This is a genomic window from Mesorhizobium sp. B4-1-3 (assembly GCF_006439355.1).
Taxonomy (GTDB): Bacteria; Pseudomonadota; Alphaproteobacteria; order Rhizobiales; family Rhizobiaceae; genus Mesorhizobium.
Window position 1 is genome coordinate 18681 of the sequence record NZ_VFTG01000021.1, and the last position, 23311, is coordinate 41991.

At 64.8% G+C, this 23311-nt stretch carries 19 protein-coding genes; 9 read left to right on the plus strand and 10 right to left on the minus strand.

The features are described 5' to 3' along the window. A complete protein-coding gene (locus FJW06_RS22510; RefSeq protein ID WP_140754618.1) occupies positions 1–2073 on the minus strand; it encodes a hydantoinase/oxoprolinase family protein in 2073 nt (690 codons plus the stop codon). A gap of 222 nt (positions 2074–2295) precedes the next feature. On the opposite strand from FJW06_RS22510, the gene FJW06_RS22515 reads away from it, so the two are divergent. The 5 genes from FJW06_RS22515 (at position 2296) to FJW06_RS22535 (ending at position 8773) form a co-directional block, all read left to right on the plus strand. Then, a complete protein-coding gene (locus FJW06_RS22515) occupies positions 2296–3123 on the plus strand; it encodes a ferredoxin--NADP reductase (RefSeq protein WP_140754620.1) in 828 nt (275 codons plus the stop codon). Positions 3124–3264: 141 nt separating this feature from the next. Then, positions 3265–4320, plus strand: a complete 1056-nt coding sequence (deoC, locus tag FJW06_RS22520; RefSeq protein ID WP_140754622.1) for a deoxyribose-phosphate aldolase — start codon at positions 3265–3267, stop codon at positions 4318–4320. Between the two features lie 16 nt (positions 4321–4336). Then, positions 4337–6712, plus strand: a complete 2376-nt coding sequence (locus FJW06_RS22525) for an aldehyde dehydrogenase family protein (protein ID WP_140754624.1) — start codon at positions 4337–4339, stop codon at positions 6710–6712. 310 nt (positions 6713–7022) lie between these two features. Further along, positions 7023–7754, plus strand: a complete 732-nt coding sequence (locus FJW06_RS22530) for an SDR family oxidoreductase (protein WP_140754626.1) — start codon at positions 7023–7025, stop codon at positions 7752–7754. 173 nt (positions 7755–7927) lie between these two features. After that, positions 7928–8773: a fumarylacetoacetate hydrolase family protein gene (locus tag FJW06_RS22535; RefSeq protein ID WP_140754628.1), complete on the plus strand. Its 846-nt coding sequence runs from the start codon at positions 7928–7930 to the stop codon at positions 8771–8773. 297 nt (positions 8774–9070) lie between these two features. Here FJW06_RS22535 and FJW06_RS22540 read toward each other — a convergent pair whose 3' ends face one another. The 6 genes from FJW06_RS22540 to FJW06_RS22565 form a co-directional block, all read right to left on the minus strand. Next, a complete protein-coding gene (locus FJW06_RS22540; protein ID WP_140754630.1) occupies positions 9071–10069 on the minus strand; it encodes an ABC transporter ATP-binding protein in 999 nt (332 codons plus the stop codon). A 15-nt stretch (positions 10070–10084) separates the two neighbouring features. Further along, positions 10085–11146: a Gfo/Idh/MocA family oxidoreductase gene (locus FJW06_RS22545; RefSeq protein WP_140754632.1), complete on the minus strand. Its 1062-nt coding sequence runs from the start codon at positions 11144–11146 to the stop codon at positions 10085–10087. A 73-nt stretch (positions 11147–11219) separates the two neighbouring features. Then, positions 11220–12059, minus strand: a complete 840-nt coding sequence (locus FJW06_RS22550; protein ID WP_140754634.1) for a carbohydrate ABC transporter permease — start codon at positions 12057–12059, stop codon at positions 11220–11222. A gap of 8 nt (positions 12060–12067) precedes the next feature. Continuing rightward, positions 12068–12997 (minus strand): sugar ABC transporter permease, encoded by a 930-nt coding sequence (locus tag FJW06_RS22555; RefSeq protein ID WP_140754759.1) that lies wholly within the window; start codon positions 12995–12997, stop codon positions 12068–12070. A 256-nt stretch (positions 12998–13253) separates the two neighbouring features. Then, entirely contained in the window at positions 13254–14513 is a 1260-nt protein-coding gene (locus FJW06_RS22560) for an ABC transporter substrate-binding protein (protein ID WP_140754636.1), read from the minus strand. A 117-nt stretch (positions 14514–14630) separates the two neighbouring features. Further along, positions 14631–15581 carry an N-acetylmuramic acid 6-phosphate etherase gene (locus FJW06_RS22565; RefSeq protein WP_140754638.1) on the minus strand — a complete coding sequence of 317 codons (951 nt, stop codon included), beginning with the start codon at positions 15579–15581 and terminating at the stop codon, positions 14631–14633. Positions 15582–15781: 200 nt separating this feature from the next. On the opposite strand from FJW06_RS22565, the gene FJW06_RS22570 reads away from it, so the two are divergent. From FJW06_RS22570 to nagA, 4 genes are read left to right on the plus strand one after another with little or no spacing between them, the layout of a single operon-like run. Next, a complete protein-coding gene (locus tag FJW06_RS22570) occupies positions 15782–16663 on the plus strand; it encodes an N-acetylglucosamine kinase (RefSeq protein ID WP_140754640.1) in 882 nt (293 codons plus the stop codon). A 43-nt stretch (positions 16664–16706) separates the two neighbouring features. Further along, entirely contained in the window at positions 16707–17486 is a 780-nt protein-coding gene (locus FJW06_RS22575; protein WP_112128385.1) for a GntR family transcriptional regulator, read from the plus strand. Beyond that, on the plus strand, positions 17483–18514 hold the full coding sequence (locus tag FJW06_RS22580; RefSeq protein ID WP_140754642.1) for an SIS domain-containing protein: 1032 nt from the start codon (positions 17483–17485) through the stop codon (positions 18512–18514). The genes FJW06_RS22575 and FJW06_RS22580 overlap by 4 nt, the downstream gene beginning before the upstream one ends. Further along, the gene (nagA, locus tag FJW06_RS22585) at positions 18511–19671 is read left to right on the plus strand and encodes an N-acetylglucosamine-6-phosphate deacetylase (protein ID WP_140754644.1); all 1161 of its coding nucleotides are present in this window, start codon (positions 18511–18513) and stop codon (positions 19669–19671) included. The genes FJW06_RS22580 and nagA overlap by 4 nt, the downstream gene beginning before the upstream one ends. 167 nt (positions 19672–19838) lie before the next feature. Here the strand turns inward: nagA and FJW06_RS22590 are convergent, their stop codons facing one another. The 3 genes from FJW06_RS22590 to rpe form a co-directional block, all read right to left on the minus strand. Beyond that, positions 19839–21386 carry a malonyl-CoA synthase gene (locus tag FJW06_RS22590; protein WP_140754646.1) on the minus strand — a complete coding sequence of 516 codons (1548 nt, stop codon included), beginning with the start codon at positions 21384–21386 and terminating at the stop codon, positions 19839–19841. Between the two features lie 93 nt (positions 21387–21479). Then, a complete protein-coding gene (locus tag FJW06_RS22595) occupies positions 21480–22217 on the minus strand; it encodes a GntR family transcriptional regulator (protein ID WP_246674787.1) in 738 nt (245 codons plus the stop codon). A gap of 260 nt (positions 22218–22477) precedes the next feature. After that, positions 22478–23155 (minus strand): ribulose-phosphate 3-epimerase, encoded by a 678-nt coding sequence (gene rpe / locus FJW06_RS22600; protein ID WP_140754650.1) that lies wholly within the window; start codon positions 23153–23155, stop codon positions 22478–22480. Positions 23156–23311 lie beyond the last annotated feature (156 nt).

The window sequence follows — 23311 nt, forward strand, 5'->3', positions numbered from 1 at the left end:
TCAGGCCTCGCCGATGTCGATAATGATGTTGGCGTCCGCATCCGAGCGCGCCCGGTCGCCTGGTTCGAGCACGGTCGTGGCATCCATCTGCTCAAGGATCGCCGGCCCGACAATTGTTGCGTCGAGCGGCAGCTTTTCGCGTGCATAGACCGGCGTGTCGTGCCAGCGCCCATTGTACCAGACCGGCCGGATTTCGCGCCGTGCCTCCTCGAGCGTCGCCGCGCGCCCTGCCGGATCGATCAGCCGCGAGAGGTCGATCTGCGGCCGCACGCCGATGACCGAGCTGTTGAGGTTGACGAGGTTGGCGCGGATTTCCGGGAGCTCGACCTTGAAGCGCGCGAAATAGGCCTTTTCGAACAGAAGCTGCAGTGTTTCTCGTGAAACCGAGGATGACGGCAGCGGCACGTTGATGATATGCGTCTGGCCGACGAACTGCATGTCGGCCGAATGGGTGACGCGGATCGCGTCGGGCTTCACCGCTTCCTTGGCGATCAGCGCCTCGCCTTCGTTACGGTGCCGTTCCAACACCTCGCGAAGCATGGCTTCGTCGAGCAGCTTCACTGGCTGGTTGATTGTGTTGACGAAGTCGTGCCGGAGATCGGCGACGACGCAGCCGAGCGCGTTGGTGATGCCCGGGCGCGCCGGCACCAGCACGCGCGGGAGGCCGAGCTCGCGGGCAAGCGCCGTCGCGTGCAGCGGTCCGGCGCCGCCGAAGGCGAACAGCGCGAAATCGCGTGGGTCATGGCCGCGCGACACCGAGACCATGCGGATCGCGCCCGCCATCTTCATATTGCCGAGCCTAAGCACCGCGCCCGCCGCCTCGACGCCGGAAAGGCCGGTGCGCTTGCCGATCTTCTCCTCGAAAATGCCGCCGACGCGTTCGACGGTGACCGGATTGTCGACCGCGAGCAATTTCTCCGGCGCCAGGCGGCCGAGCACCAGATTGGCGTCGGTGATGGTCGGCTCGCTGCCGCCGCGCCCATAGCAGATCGGGCCTGGGTTTGCGCCGGCGCTTTCCGGGCCGATCTGGATCAGCCCGGCTGCGTCGACGCGCGCGATCGAGCCGCCGCCGGCGCCGACCGTATGCACCGCCACCATCGGCACATGGATCGGCATCGCATATTCGATCTCGATCTCGTTCGACACGGCAGGTTCGGCGTTGCGGATCAGCGCCACGTCGGTCGAGGTGCCGCCCATGTCATAGGTGACAAGATTGCCGAAGCCGGCGCGCTTTCCCGTATAGGCGGCGGCAATCACGCCCGAGGCCGGTCCGGACATTACCGTCTTGGCCGATTCCAGCGTGACGAAGCGGGCCGAGATCATGCCGCCATTGCCGTTCATGATCAGGAAGTCGCGGGCATAGCCTTTTGCCGCCAGTTCGCTGCGCAGCCGCTCGACATAGCGCTCGAGGATCGGCTGCACGGAGGCGTTGACCGCTGCCGTCACGCCGCGCTCGAACTCGCGCGCTTCCGAAAGCAGCGCATGTCCGGTGGTGATATGGCCGTTCGGCCAGAGCTCTGCCGCGATCTCGGCGGCGCGCCGCTCATGCGAGGGGTTGGCGTAGGAATGCAGGAAGTGGATGACGAGCGACTCGCAGCCGGCGTCGAGCAGTTTTTTCACCGCATCGCGCATCTCGGCTTCGTCGAGTTGAATGCGCACGGCGCCCGAAGCCTCGACCCGTTCCGACACTTCGAGCCGAAGGTCGCGGGGAATGACTGGGACAAACGTGCCCGTCATACCATAAGCCTGCGGCCTCGTGCGCCGTCCGAGCTCGATCACGTCGCGAAAGCCGCGCGTGGTGATCATGCCGGTCCGGGCCAGGCGGCGCTCCAGCACGGCGTTGGTCGTGGTCGTCGTGCCATGCACGATGAGGTCGATGCCGTCGATCGGAAAGCCGGTCGCGCCGAGCGCGGCGACCACGCCGAAGGCCTGGTTTTCCACCGTGGTCGGGGTCTTGGCGATATGGACCTTGCCGCCGGCCTTGCCGTCGATCAGCAACAGGTCGGTGAAGGTGCCGCCGACATCGATGCCTGCTACCACGCTTCCGGCCGACGCCGAAAATTTCTCATTCATTGCCGAAACCCGAAATGCCAGGACTACGGATATGCCTCGGTTTGGAAAGGCGTTTTACGTCGCCATCTTGACCTCAAGATCATTTGTATACTAATAAGTTTGGGACACAAGAGCTTACCGCTTGGCAATGTGCAGCGGGCACGTCGGGACCTGACCGTTCGGACGCGCAGGAGAAAGTTTGGCGCCCGGTGCGTTTCGTCCGGGCCGGAAAGTTGGGTTGGAATGAACACGACATCCGCGTTGAACGTCGCCGGCGCAAGGCCGCTGCAGTTCCCGATCCCGGCCAATGTCTATGCCGAGACCGTGGTGTCGGTGAAGCATTACACCGACCGTCTGTTCTCCTTCCGCATCACCCGCCCGCAGTCGCTGCGCTTCCGCTCCGGCGAGTTCGTCATGATCGGCCTGCCCAATGCCGAGAAGCCGATCTTCCGCGCCTATTCCGTCGCCAGCCCCGCCTGGGATGATGAGCTCGAATTCTTCTCGATCAAGGTGCCGGACGGTCCGCTGACCTCGGAGCTGCAAAAAATCCAGGTCGGCGACACCGTCATCATGCGCCAGAAGGCGACCGGCACGCTGGTGCTCGATGCGCTGACGCCCGCCAAGCGCGTGATCATGATCTCGACCGGCACCGGCATCGCGCCTTTCGCCAGCCTGCTGCGCGACCCCGATACTTATGAGAAGTTCGACGAGGTCATCCTCACCCATACCTGCCGCGACAATGCCGAGCTCACTTATGGCCAGGAACTGGTCGCAGGGCTCGAGAGCGACCCGCTGATCGGCGAGCTGACCGGCGGCCGCGTCACGCTCTACAATTCGACGACGCGGGAAGAGTCGGCGCGCATGGGCCGCATCACCGCGCTGATCGGCTCGGGCAAGTTCTATTCCGACCTCGGCATCGACAAGCTCAATCCCGAGACCGACCGCATCATGATCTGCGGCTCGATGCATATGCTGAAGGACGTCAAGGAACTCGCCGAAGGCCTCGGCTTCCAGGAAGGGTCCTTGAGCCACCCGGCCAGCTTCGTCGTCGAGCGCGCCTTCGTCGGCTGAGGCACGCGTCGGCCGGTTTGACCATGCGGTCAAAAATCTGCTGCCTGAGCGGGCTTTTTCCATTATGACCCTTTGAAGGACTCGTGATGCGCTGCTTCACGGGTTATCTTCGGCAGAGGTCGCTGATTGAAAGGGCAGGAGATGAGCAGCACGATCCGCGAGGCTGGTGCAGGCGCAGGCGCGTCCAAGGTGATGCCGCTGCCGGCGCGTGCCGCCGCCAACACGCCGCTGCCGCTGGAACACGGCATCGCCCGCAACCCCGGCATGAAGCTCGATCTCGGCTTTCTGGAATCGGTGCGCAGCGTCAACCGCTCGGCGCTGGAGCGTCGCGTCGCGACGCTCACCAAGCGGCGCTCGATCAAGGCCGACAACCAGGCCGCCTGGCTGTTGCGGGCCATCGCCTGCATGGACCTCACAACGCTGAACTCCAACGACACCGACGAGCGGGTGCGCCGGCTCTGCGCCAAGGCGATCAACCCGCTGCGCCGCGATATCGTCGAGGGTCTCGGCATCGCGGGCGAAACCATCCGTCCGGCCGCGGTCTGCGTCTATCATCCCTTCGTCGCTACCGCGGTCGATGCCCTGCGCGGCACCGGCGTCCACGTCGCGGCGGTCTCCACCGCCTTCCCGCACGGCCTTGCGCCGCTGTCGACCCGCCTGCAGGAGATCGAGGCCTCGGTCAAGGACGGCGCCGACGAGATCGATGTCGTCATTCCGCGCGGCCTGGTCTACGGCGCAAGATGGCGCGAGCTGTTCAATGAGATCGTCGCGATGCGCGCCGCCTGCGGCGACGCGCATCTCAAGGTCATCCTCGGCACCGGCGACCTTTCCACGCTGCGCAATGTGATGCTCGCTTCAATGGTGGCGATGATGGCCGGCGCCGATTTCATCAAGACTTCGACCGGCAAGGAAAGCGTCAACGCCACGCTTCCCGTCGGCCTTGCCATGGTGCGCGCCATCCGCGCCTATTTCGAGGAGACCGGCTATCTCATCGGCTTCAAGCCGGCCGGCGGCATCTCGACTGCCAAGGTGTCGCTCGACTGGCTGGTGCTGATGAAGGAAGAGCTCGGCCGGCCCTGGCTCGAGCCGGATCTGTTCCGCTTCGGCGCCTCCAGCCTGCTCACCGATATCGAACGCCAGCTCGAACATCATTTGACCGGCCACTATTCGGCCAACCATCGCCACGCGATGGCGTAAGCTACGAGTGCGCCCCATGAACATCCTCGAACGCTATCACGCCATGGAATACGGCCCGGCGCCGGAAGCCCGCAACGAGGCCGATGCCTGGTTGGCCTCGCGCGATTTCTCCAAGGCATTGTTCATCGACGGCGCCTGGAAAGCAGCGGCCGGAGGCAAGACGTTCGAGACGAGCGAGCCGTCCTCCGGCAAGCTTTTGGCCAAGGTCTCGGATGCTGGCGCCGCCGATATCGACGCAGCGGTCGCGGCCGCTGCAAAAGCGCTGCCGAAATGGTCGGCTTCCTCCGGCTACACCCGCGCAAAAGTCCTCTACGCCATCGGCCGCGCCATGCAGCGCCACCAGCGCCTGTTCGCGGTGCTGGAATCGATCGACAACGGCAAGCCGATCCGCGAGAGTCGCGACATCGACGTGCCGCTGGCGATCCGCCATTTCATCCACCATGCCGGCTGGGCGCAGACGCTCGAGAAGGATTTCCCCGACCACAAGCCTGTCGGCGTCGTCGGCCAGGTCATCCCGTGGAACTTCCCGCTGCTGATGCTGGCCTGGAAGATCGCGCCGGCCTTGGCCGCCGGCTGCACCGTGGTGCTGAAGCCGGCCGAATTCACGCCGCTTACCGCTATCCTCTTCGCCGAGATATGCGAGCGTGCCGGCGTGCCGAAAGGTGTCGTCAACATCGTCCAGGGCGGGCCGGAGGCGGGCGCAGCGATCGTCAACCATCCGGGCGTCCAGAAGATCGCCTTCACCGGCTCGTCGGAAGTCGGCAAGATCATCCGCAAGGCGACCGCCGGATCGGGTAAGAAACTGTCGCTCGAGCTCGGCGGCAAGTCGGCCTTCATCGTCTTCGAGGATGCCGACCTCGACAGCGCCGTCGAAGGCCTGGTCGACGGCATCTGGTTCAACCAGGGCCAGGTCTGCTGCGCCGGCTCGCGTCTCCTGGTGCAGGAAGGCGTTGCGGAAGCCTTCATCGCCAAGATCAAGGTCAGGATGAGCCGACTGCGCGTCGGCAGCCCGCTCGACAAGAACACCGATATCGGCCCGCTTGTCGATCGCACCCAACTGGACCGCGTCAAGGGCCTGCTCGCCGAGGGCGCCAAGCAGGGCGCCGTCTGCTGGCAGCCGGACGCTGCCGTGCCGACGACAGGCTACTATCACCTGCCGACGCTGGCGACAGGTGTTTCGCCGGCTAACATCCTGGCGCAGGAAGAGGTGTTCGGCCCGGTGCTGGCGACGATGAGCTTCCGCAACACCGAGGAAGCGATCGAGCTCGCCAACAACACGCGCTACGGCCTGGCTGCTTCGGTGTGGAGCGAGAACGTCAACCTAGCGCTGCATGTCGCGCCGCAATTGAAGGCCGGTGTCGTGTGGGTCAACGGCACCAACATGTTCGACGCCGCCTGCGGCTTTGGCGGCTACCGCGAAAGCGGCTTCGGCCGCGAAGGCGGCCGCGAGGGCATGTTCGAGTATCTGGCGGCGAAGCTGCCTGTCGGGCCTGTCGTCAAGCCGGCCGCAGCCGGCTCGGCGCAACCGGTCGAGCAGGCCGACGGCACGGCCATCGACCGCACGGCAAAGCTGTTCATCGGCGGCAAGCAGGCGCGGCCGGACGGCAACTATTCTCTGGCCGTTGCGTCGGCCAAGGGCAAGCTCGCAGGCGAAGTCGGCCTCGGCAACCGCAAGGATATCCGCGACGCCGTCGCCGCTGCCCGCGCCTGCAAGGCCTGGCCGGACGCGACCGCCTATAATCGCAGCCAGGTGCTTTATTATTTCGCCGAGAACCTTTCGGGCCGCGCCGACGAGTTCACCGCGCGTCTGGTGCAACTCACCGGCGTCACCGCCAAGGTCGCGCGCGAAGAGGTCGAGCAGTCGATCGAGCGGCTGTTCCTCTATGCCGGCCTCGCCGACAAGTTCGAGGGCCGCGTCCATCAGCCGCCGGCCCGTGTCGTGACGCTTGCGCTGCACGAGCCGGTCGGCGTCGTCGGCATCGTTGCGCCGGACAACCAGCCTTTGCTCAACTTCATCTCGCTGGTCGCGCCGGCGCTCGCCATGGGCAACACCGTTGTCGCCGTCCCCTCCGAGCGGCATCCGCTGTTGGCAACCGACCTCTACCAGGTGATCGAATATTCCGACGTGCCTGCCGGCGCCATCAACATCGTCACCGGCCGCAGCGCCGAGCTCGCCGGCGTGCTGGCCAAGCATGACGATGTCGACGGGCTCTGGGTGTTCGCGGATGCCGACACCTGTGCCAAGGCGGAAGCGGATTCGATCGGCAATCTCAAGCGCGTCTGGACCGGCAATGGCCGCAGCCTCGACTGGGCTTCGAACGAGGCGGCCGGCGAGGCCTTCCTGCGCCGCGCCATCGAGGTCAAGAACGTCTGGGTGCCTTACGGCGACTGATTCCTCTCGCCTGAAGCACGCCACGCGGAGTCATGCCGGCCGTTGTCGTGAAGGTGATGGCGTTCGGACTTGACGCTCGCTCGTGTGTTCTTTAACGAGAAAAAACATCTTTATGTGTGAAACGGAAATCTGACAGCGCGATGCCGGCTGTCTGGCACACGACGCCGGGATGGCCCGTCGATAGACGCGGACGCAGAGCAATTCCAGGCGGGAACGGTTTTCCGCCGGGATTGCGTCAAAACAGGAGATGGAGCGGTTTGCCGTTGCTGTGAGAACGGCGAAACGCTCCAGGCAGGCGAGGAGAAAAAACATGGCGGATCTGGCGGGTAAGGTGGTTGTCGTCACCGCGGCGGCGCAAGGCATCGGCCGGGCGAGCGCGCTGGCATTCGCCAAGACAGGCGCGACCGTTCACGCCACCGATATCAACGAGCCGCTGCTGGCCGAACTTGGCAAGACGCCCGGCATCAAGACTCGCAAGCTCGACGTGCTGAGCGACGCGGCCGTTGCCTCCGCCTTCGCCGAGATCGGCCGGGTCGATGTCCTGTTCAATTGCGCTGGCTTCGTGCATGGGGGTTCGATTCTCGAGATGAAGGAAGAGGATCTCGATTTCGCGATCAACCTCAATGTGCGTTCGATGATCCGCACCATCCGCGCCGTGCTGCCGGGCATGCTGGAACGCGGCGACGGTTCGATCATCAACATGGCCTCGCTGGCAAGCTCGCAGAAGGGTGTGCCGAACCGCTTCGTCTATGGGCTTACCAAGGCGGCCGTGGTCGGCCTGACCAAGGCGGTCGCCGCCGATTATGTCGCCAAGGGCATCCGCTGCAACGCCATCTGCCCGGGGACGGTCGAAAGCCCGTCGCTGCAAGACCGCATGCATGCGCAGGGCGACTACGAGGCTGCCCGCGCGGCCTTCATCGCCCGCCAGCCGATGGGCAGGCTTGGCACGCCGGAGGAGATCGCCGATCTCGCCGTCTACCTTGCCGGCGCAACCTACACGTCGGGGCAGGCCTACAACATCGACGGCGGCTGGTCGATCTGACGAAAGGCTCGGATATCGGCGAGGCGGTCGCATCGAAACATCTGAAAATATCGACGATTTGATCGGCAAGCGGCAAGGCTCGCTTGCCGCCGGTGTGGTCGGCGACTAGGGTCCGCTGGCTTTGATGGCAGTTTGCAAAACCGGCCCCTGGCCGCAAGGTGGAGAACGTTGAGATGAAGTTGTTGCGCTATGGCGAAGCTGGCAGCGAGAGGCCCGGCCTGCTTGATGCGGATGGGAATATCCGCGACCTTTCTGCTCATGTCGCCGACATCGCCGGCACGGCGCTTCATCCGGCCTCGCTGGAGATGCTCTCCAAGCTCGATCCGAAGTCGCTGCCTGTGGTCTCCGGCAAGCCGCGCCTGGGCGCCTGCGTCGCCGGCACTGGCAAGTTCATCTGCATCGGCCTCAACTATTCCGACCACGCCGCCGAGACCGGCGCCACCGTGCCGCCGGAGCCGATCATCTTCATGAAGGCAAGCTCGGCGATCGTCGGGCCGGATGACGACGTGCTGATCCCGCGCGGTTCAGAAAAGACCGATTGGGAAGTCGAGCTCGCCGTCATCATCGGCAAGACCGCGAAATATGTTTCGGAGGACGACGCGCTGGACTATGTCGCTGGCTACGCCGTTGCGCATGACGTGTCGGAGCGCGCCTTCCAGGCCGAGCGCCAGGGCCAGTGGACCAAGGGCAAGTCCTGCGACACGTTCGGCCCGACCGGCCCGTGGCTGGTCACCAAGGACGAGGTCGCCGACCCGCAGAACCTGAAGATGTGGCTGACCGTCAACGGCAAGACGATGCAGAACGGCTCGACCAAGACCATGGTCTATGGCGTGAAATATCTGGTGTCCTATCTCAGCCAGTTCATGTCGCTGCACCCCGGCGACATCATTTCCACCGGCACCCCGCCCGGCGTCGGGTTGGGCATGAAGCCGCCGGTGTTCCTGAAGGCCGGCGACGTGGTGGAGCTCGGCATCGAGGGGCTGGGCCAGCAGAAGCAGACGTTCAAGGCGGACGAGTAAGGGGACTTCTTCGTTCTCTCCTCTTGGCAAGGAGAGAAGGCGGTTTCGCGCCCTTCCTCTCCCCCGTCGATCGGGGGAGAGGTGGCTCGGCGAAGCCGAGACGGAGTGGGGCTCGACCACTCGTCAAGACCAACATCAAGGATCCAAAGAATTCATCATTCGTCCGTCTGCCGGGGCCGCCGTACTGGCGTCCCGGTTCCACGCGGCTTCGACTTGGGTTTTAGGCCTTCCCCACTCCGTCGCCGCTTCGCGGCGCCACCTCTCCCCCCTCCGGAGGGAGAGGAAAGAAGTGCCAATCTACTTCAACACCTTCCCATCAGCCCCAAACCGATACGTCTTCGCCGCATCCGGCGTCGTGTAGAGCGTCGCGCCCGGCTCGGCGTTGTAGACGCCGAAGATGCGCACGGTGATCAGCCCCGCCTTCTCGCAGTCGAGATAGAGGTTGGTGTCGGCGCCGAGATGCTCGGCATGCACCACCGTGCCTTTCCAGGCGCCGGACTTCGTATCGACGGTGAGATGCTCCGGCCGCACGCCGATGGTCTTGGCGGTTTCGCCGAGCCTGGCGCCGTCGATGAAATTCATCTTGGGCGAGCCGATGAAGCCCGCGACGAACTCGTTGGCCGGGGAATTGTAGAGCTCCATCGGGCTGCCGATCTGCTCGATGCGGCCGGCATTGAGCACGACGATCTTGTCGGCCAGCGTCATCGCCTCGACCTGGTCATGCGTGACATAGATCATCGTCGCCTTCAGCCGCCGGTGCAGCTGCGCGATCTCCAGCCGAGTATTGACGCGCAGCGCCGCGTCGAGGTTCGACAGCGGTTCGTCGAAGAGAAAAAGCTTCGGTTCGCGCACCACGGCGCGGCCGATGGCGACACGCTGGCGCTGTCCGCCCGAGAGCTCCGCCGGCCGGCGCTCGAGATAGGGCTCGAGCGACAGCATGGCGGAGGCGATCTTGATGCGGCGCTCGATCTCGGCCGCCGGCGTGCCGGCCTGCTTGAGGCCCAGCGCCATGTTGTTCTTTACCGTCAGATGCGGGTAGAGCGCATAGGTCTGGAACACCATGGCGATGCCGCGTTTCGCCGGCGGCGTGACGGAAACGTCCGCGCCGTCGATCAGCACGCGGCCGGAGGTCGAATCCTCCAGCCCGGCGATGACGCGCAGCAGCGTCGACTTTCCGCAGCCGGACGGGCCTACGAAGACGACAAACTCGCCGTCACTGACCTGAAGGTCGATGCCCTTCAGCACCTCGACCGGCCCGAAAGCCTTCTTCACATTCTCGATCTTCAGCGAGCCCACGGCTTCGTTCCTGTTCTAGAGTTTTACGGCGTTGCCGCTGCGCACGCTTGCGTCGGCGGCAAGGCAGACGGCGAGCGACTTCACGGCATCGTCCATGTGGCGGGTGAGGTCGATATTTTCGCGGATGGCCTTGAGCAGGAAGGCCTGTTCGCGGTCGCAAAGCTCCTGGTGGCCCGGCTCGCCTTCCATCGACAGCAGCTGGTCTTCCTTGGCGAACTTGCCGTCCGGTCCGGTCGCCGCGCTGTGCAGCCGGATGGTCGAGGTCTTGGTGTGGGTGTCGATGTCGTCGGACTTCACGCCTTCCTTCATGACGATCGACACGCAGCCCTTGGGCGACATCACGTCCTTTACGAAGAAGGCCGTCTCCGAGATCATCGGTCCCCAGCCGGCCTCGTACCAGCCGACCGAGCCATCCTCGAACAGCACCTGCAGGTGGCCGTAATTGTACATCGACGGCGCCACCTCGTCGGTCAGCCTGACACCCATGCCGCGCACTTCCACGGGTCTCGCATCGGTGATCTGCAGCATCACGTCGAGATAATGCACGCCGCAATCGACGATCGGCGATGTGGTTCGCATCAGCTGCTTGTGCGTCTCCCAGCTGTGGCCGGAAGACTGCTGGTTGAGGTTCATGCGGAAGACATACGGGCCGCCGAGCTTGCGCGCCTCGGCGATCAGCCGGATCCAGGACGGATGGTGGCGCAATATATAGCCGATCACCAGCTTCCTGCCGTTGGCTTTGGCGGCGTCGACGACGCGTTGCGCGTCGGCAACCGTCGTTGCCAGCGGCTTCTCGACGAAGACATGGCAGCCGGCCTCGAACGCCCGCACCGCATACTCGGCATGGCTGTCGGAATAGGTGGCGATCGCGGCCACATCCGGCCTCTCGTCGCGCAGCACGTCCTCGAAGGAGCGGCGGATGCCGTAACGCCCAAGCCCATCCGGCAGCGGCACGTCGGATCGGTTGACGAGCGCGGCGATCTCGAACCCCGGATTGGTGTGATAGGCCAGCGCGTGGCTGCGCCCCATATTGCCGAGCCCGGCCACGACGACGCGGAGGGGTTTTTCTGAACTCACAGAGCTACTCCAACGGTTGCATTCTCTCTTGATGGGGTGAAGCGCTGGCCTCGCAGGAATTGCAGGTCCTCGCTCACTTCACCGCTCCCGACGTGATGCCGCGGATCAGCTGCCGCGAGAAGATGACGTAGAGGATCAGAACCGGCAGGATCGCGAGCGACAGCGCCGCCAGGATCGCGTTCCAGTTGGTGACGAACTGGCCGAGAAAGAGCTGCGCGCCGAGCGTCACCGTCTTGGTCTGTTCCGACGGCGCCAGGATCAGCGGGAACCACAGATCGTTCCAGATAGGGATCATGGTGAAGACGGCGACCGTCGCCATCGATGGCCTGACCAGCGGCAGCACCAGCCGGAAGAAGATCGTGTATTCCGAAAGCCCGTCGATGCGTCCCGCATTCTTCAGATCGTCGGACACCTGCTTCATGAATTCCGACAGGATGAAGATGGCCAGCGGCAAGCCCTGCGCGGTGTAGACCAGGATCAGCGCCGTCAGCGTGTTGACCAGACCCGTCGCCACCATCAGCTGCAGGATGGCCACCGTGCCGAGGCGGATCGGGATCATGATGCCGAGCGCCAGGTAGAGTCCCATCATCGTGTTGCCGCGGAAGCGGTATTCCGAAAGCGCGAAGGCGGCCATGGCACCGAACAGAAGCACGAAGAACAGCGAGGCGACGGTGACGACAAGGCTGTTTTGGAAATAGTGGAAGAAATCGCCCTGGCCGAACACGGTTGTGTAGCCGATCAGGTCGAAGGTCTTGGGCGTCGGCGGCGTCAGCGGCGCGCCGAAAATGCCCGCGCGCGACTTGAACGAGTTCATCACCACCAGGATCACGGGAAACAGCGCGATCGCGGTGTAGGTCAAAAGGATCGCATGCGCGCCGAGAGCGCGGGGAAGCGAACGGGTGGCTGTGCTCATGGCGCGCCTCAGAACTGGTAGCGACGCAGGCGCGTCTGCACGAGGAACAGGTAGACGCAGACGCCGGCGAGGATGATCAGGAACATGATCGTGGCGATCGCGGCGCCCATATTGGGATCGCCGACCTGCAGCTGGAAGCCGAAGAAGGCGCGGTAGAGAAAGGTGCCGAGGATGTCGGTGGAATAGTTCGGCCCCGCGAGCGCCCCCTGCGCGGTGTAGATCAGGTCGAAGGCGTTGAAATTGCCGACGAAAGTCAGGATCGAGATGATGCCGATCGAAGGCAGGATCAGCGGCAGCTTGATCTTCCAGAACTGCGCCATGCCGGTAACGCCGTCGCATTCGGCCGCCTCGATCACCTCGTCGGGGATCGACAGCAGTGCCGCGTAGATCAGCATCATCGGGATGCCGACGAACTGCCAGACCGACACCAGGCTGAGCGCCGTCAGCGCATATTGCTCCTTGCCGAGCCACGGCGTGAAGAAGCTCTTCAAGCCGACGAAATCCATCAGATGCGGCGCCACGCCCCAGATCGGCGACAGGATCAGCTTCCAGGCGAAGCCGACGATGACGAAGGACAGAACCGTCGGCACGAAGATGGCTGTGCGATAGAAGGCGGTGAAACGCAGCCTGGGGCTGGAAAGAAGCGCCGCGAGCAGGATGCCGATCGGGTTCTGCACCATCATATGGATGATGAAGAACCAGACATTGTTCCTCAACGCGTTCCAGAAATTCACCGACCAGTTCGGATCACCGAACAGCGTGCGGAAATTGCTGAAGCCAACGAAAACCTGGGACTGCTCGATGTTGCGGAACAAGGAGAGCTGGAGGGTGCCGAACAGCGGCAGGATCATGAAAGCGGTGTAGACCAGCACCGCCGGCGCCAGGAAGACGCCGACATGCCAGCGGATCGGTCTTTTCGCTCGCGTTTCTGCAGCCATAAGTTTGGTAGCCATGAGTTTGGTAGCCATGAGTTCGGTTCCCCGCCGTCTCTGGGTTCCAGTTCAGGTGATGCTAGCTGATGCCTCGATGCACGGCTTGGCTGTCCCCTTTGGGAAAGACAAGGCCAGCGACAGATCGGCTCCGTCTTCCCCGCGAGATCGAGGGTAAGACCGGGAGGCTGCGCCGACAATCGCGATCTGGAACTGTTCGAATGCCGGCCGGGCGCGCGCCCGGCCGGCATCGCAATCGATCTGCTTACTTCGCCGGCTTGTACCAGCTGTCGAGGCCGTCCTGCAGCTTCTTGGCCGCGGCCTCCGGCGTGTCGGTGCCGTTGATCACGTTGGCCGATTCAACCCAGGTCTCGTTCTCGAGGTTTGGCGTGCCGCGCGACAGGATCTGGTAGGTCGAGCGGATCGTCGACTTGCACTTGCCGCGCCAGGAGACGAATTCCTGCGCCAGCGGGTCTTCCATCTTCACCGGCGAGGAGTTCAGGCTGAAGAAGCCCGGCAGCGCGTTGGCGTAGATAGTGGCGAAGTCCGGCGAGGCGACCCACGACAGGAACTTCTTGGCCTCTTCCTGATGCTTCGACGCCGCGTTCAGGCCCATGCCGATGTCGGTATGGTCGGAGATGTAGCAGGTGTCGCCCGCCTTCTCGACCGGCGGCGGGAAGGCGCCCATCTTGAACTGCGCCTGGGTGTTGAACAGGCCGATTTCCCACGAGCCGGCCGGATAGATGGCGGCGCGGCCGAGCGTAAACAGGTTCTGGCTGTCCGGATAAGTCTGCGCCTCGAAGCCGTCGCCGAGATAAGGCTTCCACTTTGCCAGTTCCTTGAAGGGCTCGACCCACTGCGGATCGGTCAGCTTCTGCTCGCCCTTAATCAGGGCGGCGCGGCCCTCCTCGCCCTTCCAGTAGTTCGGGCCGATATTCTGGTAGCCCATGGTCGCGGCTTCCCAGAGGTCCTTGGTGCCCATCGCCATCGGAATGTAGGTGCCGTCGGCCTTGATCTTGTCGAGCACGGCGAAGAACTCGTCGCGGGTCGTCGGCACCTTGAGACCGAGCTTGTCGAAGGCGTCCTTGTTGTAGATGAAGCCGTGGATGACCGAGGCCATCGGCACGCAGAAGCTCGACTTGCCGTCATCGGTCTGCCAGGCGGACTTGGCGACGGGCGAGAAGTTCTCCATGCCCGGCAGCGAGGTCAGGTCGGCGAGATTACCCTTCTTGAACAGCTCGAGCGACTTGTCGAAGGGGCGGCAGGTGATCAGGTCGCCTGCCGAGCCGGCGGCGAGCTTGGCGCCAAGTGCGGCGTCATACTCGGTCGGCGCCGAAGGCGCGAACACCACCTTGATGCCGGGGTTCTTGGCTTCGAAGGCCGGGATCAGCTTGTCCTTCCAGATGGTCAGGTCGTCGCCGCGCCAGCTTTCGATGTTGAGCGTCACGTCCTCGGCCAGCGCCATCCCGGTCGTGCCGAGGATGCTTGTGCCGAGCAGAAGGGCCGTCAGTAGTTTGGTCGTCATCTTCAGTCTCCCTGTTGACCTTTTTCAGGTTCGGTTCTGATGAGAACAGAGGCTCAGCGCCCCTTGCTCCCCTCGCAAGCCCGTTTCACCCCGATGGAAGTCGGGATGAAACAGGCCCTACTTCTTTGTTAGGGCATGATCTTTTCCGAAAAGCGGGTTCCACTTTTCGGGATCATGCCCCAGCGCGGAAAGCGCCGGCCGAAGCTTCTGGCCGGTTCCTTCCAGTATCTTCTCGGCCGCGTCGGCGTTGGCCGCGCCGGCGGCGAGCAGAATGGCTGTCTTGACGACGCCACCGCTTTCCTCAAGCAGGCGGGCGGCGTCGTCGCGGCTCTTGCCGCTGATGGCGGCGACCATGCGCACGGCGCGGTCGCGCAGCTTGATGTTGTCGGCGGTGAGATTGACCATGTAGCCGTCATGGACATGGCCTAGATGGATGGCGGTCAGCGTCGACAGCATGTTGAGCGCGATCTTCTGCGCGGTGCCCGCGCCCATGCGCGTCGAACCGGCGATCAACTCCGGCGGGGTTTCGAGCAGGATGGCGACGTCGGCCTGTTTGAACAGCGCGGCGCCCCGGTTGTTGGCGATGGCGATGGTTGCCGCGCCGCGGCTCTTCGCGTCATGCAGCGCCTGGACCGCATAGGGGGTCGAGCCGCTGGCGGATATGGCGATCAGGCAGTCGCGCTTGCCGATGGCGGCCGCGGCTACGGCCGCCGACGCTTGCCCGGTGTCGTCCTCAGGTCCGCCGGCCAGCGTGCGGAAGGCGTCGTCGCCGCCGGCGATCAGGATGGCGATGCGGTCGCGCGCGATGCCGAAGGTGCCCGGCAGTTCCAGCGCGTCGGCCACGGCCATCAGGCCGGAGCTGCCGGCAGCCGCATAGGCGAGCTTGCCGCCGTTCTTCAATTGCTTCGCGATGAGTTCTGCCGCAACGGCGATCGCCGGAATGGCGCCGTGCACGGCCTTGCTGGCCTCGATTTGGGCATTGGCCAGGAACGCCAGGATGGCTTCCGGGGCCTGGATATCCAGCCCTTCGGCATTCTGGTGGAGCGCTTCCGTGCGCGTCTCGGCCATGCATTTTCCTCCAACTGAACGAACAATACCAAAAAAATACCACTTGTCCACATGCATTAACGAATTTCGGACCACGGAACTCGCTTGCCGGCAAATTAGCTTGGATTTTCAGTAAAACACGGCTTAATCTTTTTTGAACCGAAATTAACTCTTGGCTATTGGTATTTTATTGGTATTATGCGGCTCCGAGGAGAAATCGCGTGAAATTCGTGCTTGGCATCGATGGTGGCGGCACCAGCTGCAGGGCGGCCCTTGCGACCGTCGACGGCGCCGTCGTCGGCCGCGCCAAGAGCGGCGCCGCCAACATCCGCACCGACCTCACCGGCGCCCGCGCCAACATCGTCGAGGCGGCCAGGCAGGCCTTCCTTGCCGCCGGCCATGATCCGGAGCTGATCCCGCAGACGCCCGCCATTCTCGGCCTCGCCGGCGCCAATGTCGGAACCTACAGGCAGCAGATCGAGGCGATCCTGCCCTTCAGCCGGAGTCGCGTCGAGACCGATGCCGAGATCGCGCTCGAGGGCGCGGTCGGTTCCGGTGACGGCGCTATGGCCATTTTGGGCACCGGCACCGCCTATATGGCGCGCAAAAATGGCAAGTCGCGGGCCATCGGCGGCTGGGGTTTCCAGGTCGGCGACCAGGGCAGCGGCGCCCGTATCGGCCGCGACCTGCTTGAACAGACGCTGCTCGCCTATGACGGCATCCGTCCAGGCTCGCCTTTGACCGACGCCATGCTCGCCGTCTTCCGCAACAATCCCGAAGACGTGGTCGAATTCACCACCAACGCCAAGCCCGGCGATTTCGGCGGCTTCGCGCCGAAGGTCTTCGAGCATGCCGAAAAGGGCGATCTCGTCGCCAACTTCATCCTCGACAAGGCGGTGGCCGATGTCGAGGCCTCGCTCGGCGCGCTCGATCTTGCCGATGGTGCGCCGCTCTGCCTGCTTGGCGGCCTGGCGCCGCTTTACGCGCCGCGCCTGTCGGCACGCTATCGGTCGCTGCTCAAAGCCCCGCTCGACGACGCGCTGGGCGGCGCCGTGCAGATGGCCCTGCGCCTCTTCGCAGGTGGCTCGGAGGCCGCCCGATGAGCGCCGCCGACCAGATCTTCGCCATGTTGCCGGAGGCGTCGCGATGAGCGCCGCCGATCAGATCTTCGCAATGCTGAAGGAATCCTCGCAGAGCGGCGCTCCGCTTTACCTGCAGCTCAGGCGCAGCATCGAGGAAGCGGTCAATCGCGGTCTGATCGGCCCCGGCGATGCGCTGCCGTCCGAGCGCGACATCGCCAGCAAGGCCGATATCTCGCGCGTCACCGTGCGCAAGGCGGTGCAGGACCTGGTCAAGGGCGGCATCCTCGTCCAGCGCCACGGCTCGGGCACTTTCGTGGCGCCTCGCATGGAGCGTGTCGAGCAATCTCTGTCGCGGCTCACCTCCTTCACCGAGGACATGGCGCGCCGCGGCATGACTGTGCGCTCGGTCTGGCTCGACCGCGGCCTCTATGCGCCGTCGCCGGACGAGATGATGGTGCTTGGCCTGTCCTCGACAGAGCTGGTAGCGCGCGTCGCGCGCCTGCGCATCGCCAACGACACGCCGCTGGCGATCGAGCGCGCGGCGCTCTCGGCCAGTGTCCTGCCCGATCCCGAAGCGATCGGCTCCTCGCTCTATGCCGCGCTTGGCACGACCGGGAATCGGCCGGTCCGCGCCGTGCAGCGCATCTCGGCCACCAATCTCGGCGACGCCGACGCGCGTCTCCTGGAAGTGCCGCCGGGGGTTGCCGGTCTGCAGATCGAGCGCATTTCCTATCTGGCGAGCGGCAAGGTGATCGAGTTCACCCGCTCGGTCTACAGGGGCGACGCCTATGATTTCGTCGCGGAACTCCGGCTGACCGGGCCGGGAGAGGAGATCCGGCCATGAGCGCCAACACCACCCATATGCGGCGCGAGATCGACGAGATCCCTGAAGCCGCCGGCCGCCTTCTCGACGGCTCGGCCTCGGCTTTGGCCGAAGCAGGGCGCGGCTTGCGCGAGCGCGACCCGCATTTCGTGGTCACCGTGGCGCGCGGCTCGTCCGACCATGCCGCGACCTTCATGAAATATGCCGTCGAGCTGACGGCTGGCCTGGCGGTCGCCTCGGTCGGGCCGTCGATCGCTTCCATCTACGGCGCGAAGCTCAGGCTGCGCGGCTCGGCCTGCCTGGCGATTTCGCAGTCGGGCAAAAGCCCGGACATCGTTGCCATGGCCGAAACGGCGCGGGCCGGCGGCGCGTTGACCGTCGCTATCACCAACACCGCCGACTCGCCGCTTGCGCGCGCCTCCGACTATGCCATCGACATCCTGGCGGGACCGGAACGCTCCGTCGCGGCCACCAAGACCTTCGTCAATTCGGCCGTCGCCGGCCTGGCGCTGATGGCGCATGCCACCGACGATCAGGCGCTGCTCAAGACGCTTGCCGGCCTGCCCAGCCATTTCGAGAAGGCGATCGCCTGCGACTGGATGGAACTCGCCACCGCGCTGGAGAACCCGCAATCGTTGTTCATCCTCGGCCGCGGCCCGTCCCTCGCGATCGCCAGCGAGGCGGCGCTGAAATTCAAGGAAACCTGCGCCATGCATGCCGAGGCCTACAGCGCCGCCGAGGTCATGCATGGGCCGCTGGCGCTGGTTGGGCCGGGTTTCCCGGTCCTGGCGCTCGCCGCGCGCGATGCGTCCGAGCCCTCGGTCGCCGAGGCGGCTGACGGCCTGACGGCCAAGGGCGCCGCCGCCTTCATCACCTCTGACAAGGCGAAGGCCGCGAGGCTTCTGCCGCATGTCGCCACCGGCCACCCGCTGACCGATCCGCTGTCGCTGATCGTGTCCTTCTACGGCTTCGTCGAGGCCTTCGCCCGCCATCGCGGCCTTGACCCGGATACGCCGCGCAACCTGCGCAAGGTGACGGAAACCGTATGAGCGACCGTTTCGCACTCACCGGCGCTCGCATCTTCGACGGCGCCGACTGGCATGACGCCGCCGCTCTTGTCGTCAAGGGTGGAGTGGTCGACGCCATAGTGCCCGCCGGTGCAATCCCCTCCGGCGTTTCGGCGGTCGAGACCGGTGGCGGCCTGCTTGTGCCGGGTTTCGTCGACATCCAGGTCAATGGCGGCGGCGGCGTCATGCTCAACGACCATCCCGACGTCGCCTCGATCGAGACCATCTGCCGGGCGCATGCGCCCTTCGGCACCACGGCGCTGCTGGTGACGCTGATCACCGACACGCCGGCGATCACCGCCGCGGCGATTGCCGCCGGCGCAGAGGCCGCTCGGGAACAGGTGCCGGGCTTCCTCGGCCTGCATCTCGAAGGTCCGCATCTCTCCATCGCCCGCAAGGGCGCGCATGATCCGGCGCTGATCCGGCCGATGACCGACGCCGACCAGGCGGCGCTGATCGCCGCGCGCAGCGAGCTTCCCGTGCTGCTCACCACGATTGCCCCGGAATCGGTGCAGCCGGATCGCGTCACCGCGCTGGCCAAGGCCGGCGTCGTCGTCAGCCTCGGCCATAGCGATACCGATTACGCGACGGCGAGCGCCTTCGCCGAAGCTGGCGCCACGGTGGTCACGCATCTCTTCAACGCGATGAGCCAGATCGGCAACCGTGAGCCGGGCCTGGCGGGCGCGGCGATCGACAGCGGCGGCCTGTACGCCGGCATCATCGCCGATGGTATCCATGTCCATCCGGCGACGATGATCCTCGCGCTGCGCGGCAAGCAGGGGCCAGGTAAGGTAGTGCTCGTCACCGACGCCATGGCGACGATCGGCACTGACATGACGTCCTTCACGCTGAACGGCCGCACCATCTACCGCAAGGACGGGAGTTTGCGGCTTGCCGACGGCACGCTCGCCGGTGCCGACCTCGACATGATTTCGGCCGTTCGCTACGTCCACCGCGTCGTGGGCCTGGAGCTCGAGGAGGCCCTACGCATGGCCTCGCTCTATCCCGCCGAAGCGATCGGCCAAGCCCATCGCCTCGGCCGCTTCGCCAACGGGGCAGCGGCCGATATTGTTCGGCTGTCGGAGGACCTGGATGTCAGGAACGTCTGGATCGGCGGCGAGAGGGTTTTTGGCGCGTAAGCCTTCGCGGTTTCGTCATCCTCGGGCTTGACCGGCTTGACCCGAGATCCATTCAGTGACCTCTGCCGCAGAGCGCAACGGTGCAGAATGCTGTAACCATTACAAGGTCTTGGCGTAACGGCGTGGATCCTAGGGTCTGCGCGCGTCGCTTCGCTTCTTGGTCCGCCCTAAGATGACGGCCCTGTGTTGTTAGCCGCCTTAGTAGCTGTATAGATATCCTTATACGCCTCGCGCAGCACATTCTTCTGCACCTTGCCCATCGTGTTGCGCGGCAGTTCATCGACGAAGATCACCTGCTTCGGATGCTTGTATTTCGCCAGCCGTCCGGCGATGGCGGCGGCGATGTCGGCGGTGCTGATCGTGGAGCCCGGCTTGCGCACCACGACGGCGGTGACGCCTTCCCCGAAATCGGGATGGGCGACGCCGATCACCGCGCTTTCGGCCACGCCGTCCAGCGCGTCGATCTCGCTCTCGATCTCCTTCGGATAGACATTGTAGCCGCCCGAGATGATCAGGTCCTTGCCGCGTCCGACGATATGGACATAGCCGTCGGCGTCGATCAGGCCGAGGTCGCCGGTGATGAAGAAACCGTCGTCGCGGAATTCGGCCTTCGTCTTCTCCGGCATCCGCCAATAGCCGGCAAAGACATTCGGGCCCTTCACTTCGATCATGCCGATCTCACCTTGGGCCAGTGGCTTGGCCGTCTCGGGATCGGTGATACGCAGCGAAACGCCGGGCAGGGGGAAGCCGACCGTGCCGGCGCGCCGCTCGCCGTCATAGGGGTTGGAGGTGTTCATGTTGGTCTCGGTCATGCCGTAGCGCTCGAGGATGGCGTGGCCGGTCCTTTCGCGCCAGGCCTTGTGCGTCTCGGCGAGCAGCGGCGCCGAGCCGGAGATGAAGACGCGCATGCCCTTGGCCGCATCCTGGTTCAGCCCCTCCTGCTGCAGCAGCCGCACATAGAAGGTCGGCACGCCCATCAGCGCCGTCGCGCGCGGCATCAGCGACAGGATGCGCGCCGGGTCGAATTTCTGCTCGAACAACATTTTCGCGCCGGCCACCAGGATGACGTTGGTGGCGACGAACAGACCGTGCGTGTGGAAGATCGGCAGCGCGTGGATCAGCACGTCGTCGGCGCTGAAGCGCCAGTGCTCCACCAGCACCCGGGCGTTGGAGGCGAGGTTCTCGTGGCTGAGCATCGCGCCCTTCGAACGGCCGGTCGTGCCGGAAGTGTAGAGGATCGCGGCAAGATCGTCCGGCCCGCGCGCGACATCGCTGAACTCCGTCGCCTGTCGCGAAGCCTGGCCGGCCAGCGTTCCTTGGCCGTCGCGGCCAAGCGTCAGCACCGTCGCGCCGATCGCCGCGGCAAGCGGCTCGACGCCGGAAAGACGGTCCGGATCGCACACGATCAGCCTCGGTTCGGCGTCGCGGAAGAAATAGTCGAGCTCCGGCAGCGTATAGGCGGTATTGAGCGGCAGGAAGACCGCGCCTGCGCGCAGCGAGGCGAGATAAAGCAGCGCCGCCTCGGGGCTCTTCTCGACCTGGACCGCAACGCGGTCGCCGGGCTCGACGCCCGCCTGCGCCAGGGCATGCGCCAGCTGCGCCGACTTCGCCAGCATGTCGCCATACGTGATCGAACGGCCGTCATCCGTCTCCATCAGAAGCCGGCCGGGCGCCGGCATGCGGGAACGGAAGGCGCTGAAGAGATGATTGATCATGAAACGTCCTCGGAGCGCGCCGACGGCACAAGCGTCGCGCTCGGCCGAGCGAATATCAGATTTCAGCGAAACTGCGCAGCGGTTTAGCGCCCGCTATCTGCGGCCGCGTTTGGACTTGCCGGCCCCCGGATCATAGCCCTGGGCGAAGCGTTCCATGCACATCGCCGCGGTGATGCGGTAATGGTTGAGGAGCGCCTCGACTGCGCCGTCGGCATCGCCGCCCAGCGTGCGCTCGGCGATCACGCGGTGCTCGCCGAGATCGTCGCGACCCATTCCCGGCACATTTTGCGAGATCAGGCGGTAGCGCGAGGCCTGATCGGAAAGCTGGTCGCAGAAGCCGATCAGCCAGTGCGACCGGCATGCCGCGATCAGAGCGCGATGGAAGGCGCGGTGCAGCTTCTCCCACTCCGGATTGTTGGTGGCTGGGTCATCCGGCAGGCGGCGCTCGGCGCGCGCAAGGCGGTGCAGCGCCAGCACCAGCTGCTCTTCCCATTCGGCGGTGCGGTGAGCAATGGATTCGCGCAGCGCCCGCTCCTCCAGCCAGCAGCGCGTGCGCGTCAATTCCTCCAGTTCCGCGGCACTGACCGGCATCAGGAAGAAGCCGCGCTGGTCATGACGGCCGAGCAGGCCCTCGGCGGCCAGGCGGTTGAGGGCCTCGCGCACGGGAGAGGCGCCGGCGCCATAGCGCGAGACGACCCATTCGACACGCAGCTTCGTTTCGGACTCCAGAGCGCCGCGCAGCAGGTCGTCGCGCAGTTGCTGGTAGACCGAGCTGGCAAGCGTGCTTTTGCCGCCCTTGCTTTCGCCCGGCTCGGTGTTTCCGTTTGTCAATCGAACTCCTGTTGCTTGCCCCTGTTGTGCCAGGGCCCCCTCGGCGAAGCAATTTCCGTACATGTATCATACAGCCGGGCAGTGGCGCCTCAAGCGGAAGGTTGTGATATTCGACTTTAAGACAAGATGGGCCGTTTATTTATCGAACAAAGTAAATCTCGACAAAAAGCTGATATTCCTACACTGCTTCACATATTGAACAGTCGTTCAATCTCTATCGGGACAATGCAACTTCCGCGAGAGATCGGACGGCCACGCGTTCAACTGGCGGTCTTGTCGGCAGCAGTGCGAATTGCTTCGATATTTGCCCTATAGGCTTCGACGCTGCCGCCCTTGAAGACTGCGGCGCCCGCCACCAGCACATTGGCGCCGGCCGCGGTCACCAGCGGCGCCGTTTCTGCCGAGACGCCGCCATCGATCTCGATATGAATCGGCCGTCTGCCGATCAGCGCCTTCACCCGCTTCACCTTGTCGACGATCGCCGGGATGAAGGCCTGCCCGCCGAAACCCGGATTGACCGTCATGATCAGGATCAGGTCGAGCCGGTCGAGCACATATTCGATCGCCGTTTCCGGCGTTGCCGGATTGAGCGAGACGCCGGCCTTTTTGCCGAGACTCTTGATGGTCTGCAACGAGCGGTCGAGATGCGGCCCGGCCTCGGCGTGCACCGTCATGCCGTCGCAGCCGGCTTCGGCGAAGGCCGCCAGGTAAGGATCGGCCGGAGCTATCATCAGGTGGCAGTCGAAGAAGGCCTTGGTGCGGTTGCGGATCGCCTTGATCACCGGCGGGCCGAAGGTGATGTTGGGCACGAAATGGCCGTCCATCACGTCGAGATGAATCCAATCGGCGCCGGCCGCCGCGACCGCCTCGACCTCATCGCCCAGCTTGGAGAAATCCGACGCCAGCACCGATGGCGCGATCAGGGTCTTCTTGCTCATGGCGCAAATTCTCCCGGCAGTCCTGCGCGCGTGGTCGCGCCTGTCAGGGCGATTGCCTAGACCATGAACCGGCCAAGGGGAAGCATGTTTTCGGACGGGCGCATCGCTCGCCTGCCGTGATGTGGAAAAGAACCTGCCGGATCGCTCCGGCGGGTT

Coding starts and splice junctions, on each gene's coding strand:
- FJW06_RS22550 (WP_140754634.1), bottom strand. CDS start 12,059: ATGAGCACAGCCACCCGTTCGCTTCCCCGCGCTCTCGGCGCGCATGCG.
- FJW06_RS22555 (WP_140754759.1), bottom strand. CDS start 12,997: ATGGCTGCAGAAACGCGAGCGAAAAGACCGATCCGCTGGCATGTCGGC.
- FJW06_RS22575 (WP_112128385.1), top strand. CDS start 16,707: ATGAGCGCCGCCGATCAGATCTTCGCAATGCTGAAGGAATCCTCGCAG.
- rpe (WP_140754650.1), bottom strand. CDS start 23,155: ATGAGCAAGAAGACCCTGATCGCGCCATCGGTGCTGGCGTCGGATTTC.
- deoC (WP_140754622.1), top strand. CDS start 3,265: ATGAGCAGCACGATCCGCGAGGCTGGTGCAGGCGCAGGCGCGTCCAAG.
- nagA (WP_140754644.1), top strand. CDS start 18,511: ATGAGCGACCGTTTCGCACTCACCGGCGCTCGCATCTTCGACGGCGCC.
- FJW06_RS22530 (WP_140754626.1), top strand. CDS start 7,023: ATGGCGGATCTGGCGGGTAAGGTGGTTGTCGTCACCGCGGCGGCGCAA.
- FJW06_RS22590 (WP_140754646.1), bottom strand. CDS start 21,386: ATGATCAATCATCTCTTCAGCGCCTTCCGTTCCCGCATGCCGGCGCCC.
- FJW06_RS22535 (WP_140754628.1), top strand. CDS start 7,928: ATGAAGTTGTTGCGCTATGGCGAAGCTGGCAGCGAGAGGCCCGGCCTG.
- FJW06_RS22515 (WP_140754620.1), top strand. CDS start 2,296: ATGAACACGACATCCGCGTTGAACGTCGCCGGCGCAAGGCCGCTGCAG.
- FJW06_RS22510 (WP_140754618.1), bottom strand. CDS start 2,073: ATGAATGAGAAATTTTCGGCGTCGGCCGGAAGCGTGGTAGCAGGCATC.
- FJW06_RS22580 (WP_140754642.1), top strand. CDS start 17,483: ATGAGCGCCAACACCACCCATATGCGGCGCGAGATCGACGAGATCCCT.
- FJW06_RS22565 (WP_140754638.1), bottom strand. CDS start 15,581: ATGGCCGAGACGCGCACGGAAGCGCTCCACCAGAATGCCGAAGGGCTG.
- FJW06_RS22525 (WP_140754624.1), top strand. CDS start 4,337: ATGAACATCCTCGAACGCTATCACGCCATGGAATACGGCCCGGCGCCG.
- FJW06_RS22560 (WP_140754636.1), bottom strand. CDS start 14,513: ATGACGACCAAACTACTGACGGCCCTTCTGCTCGGCACAAGCATCCTC.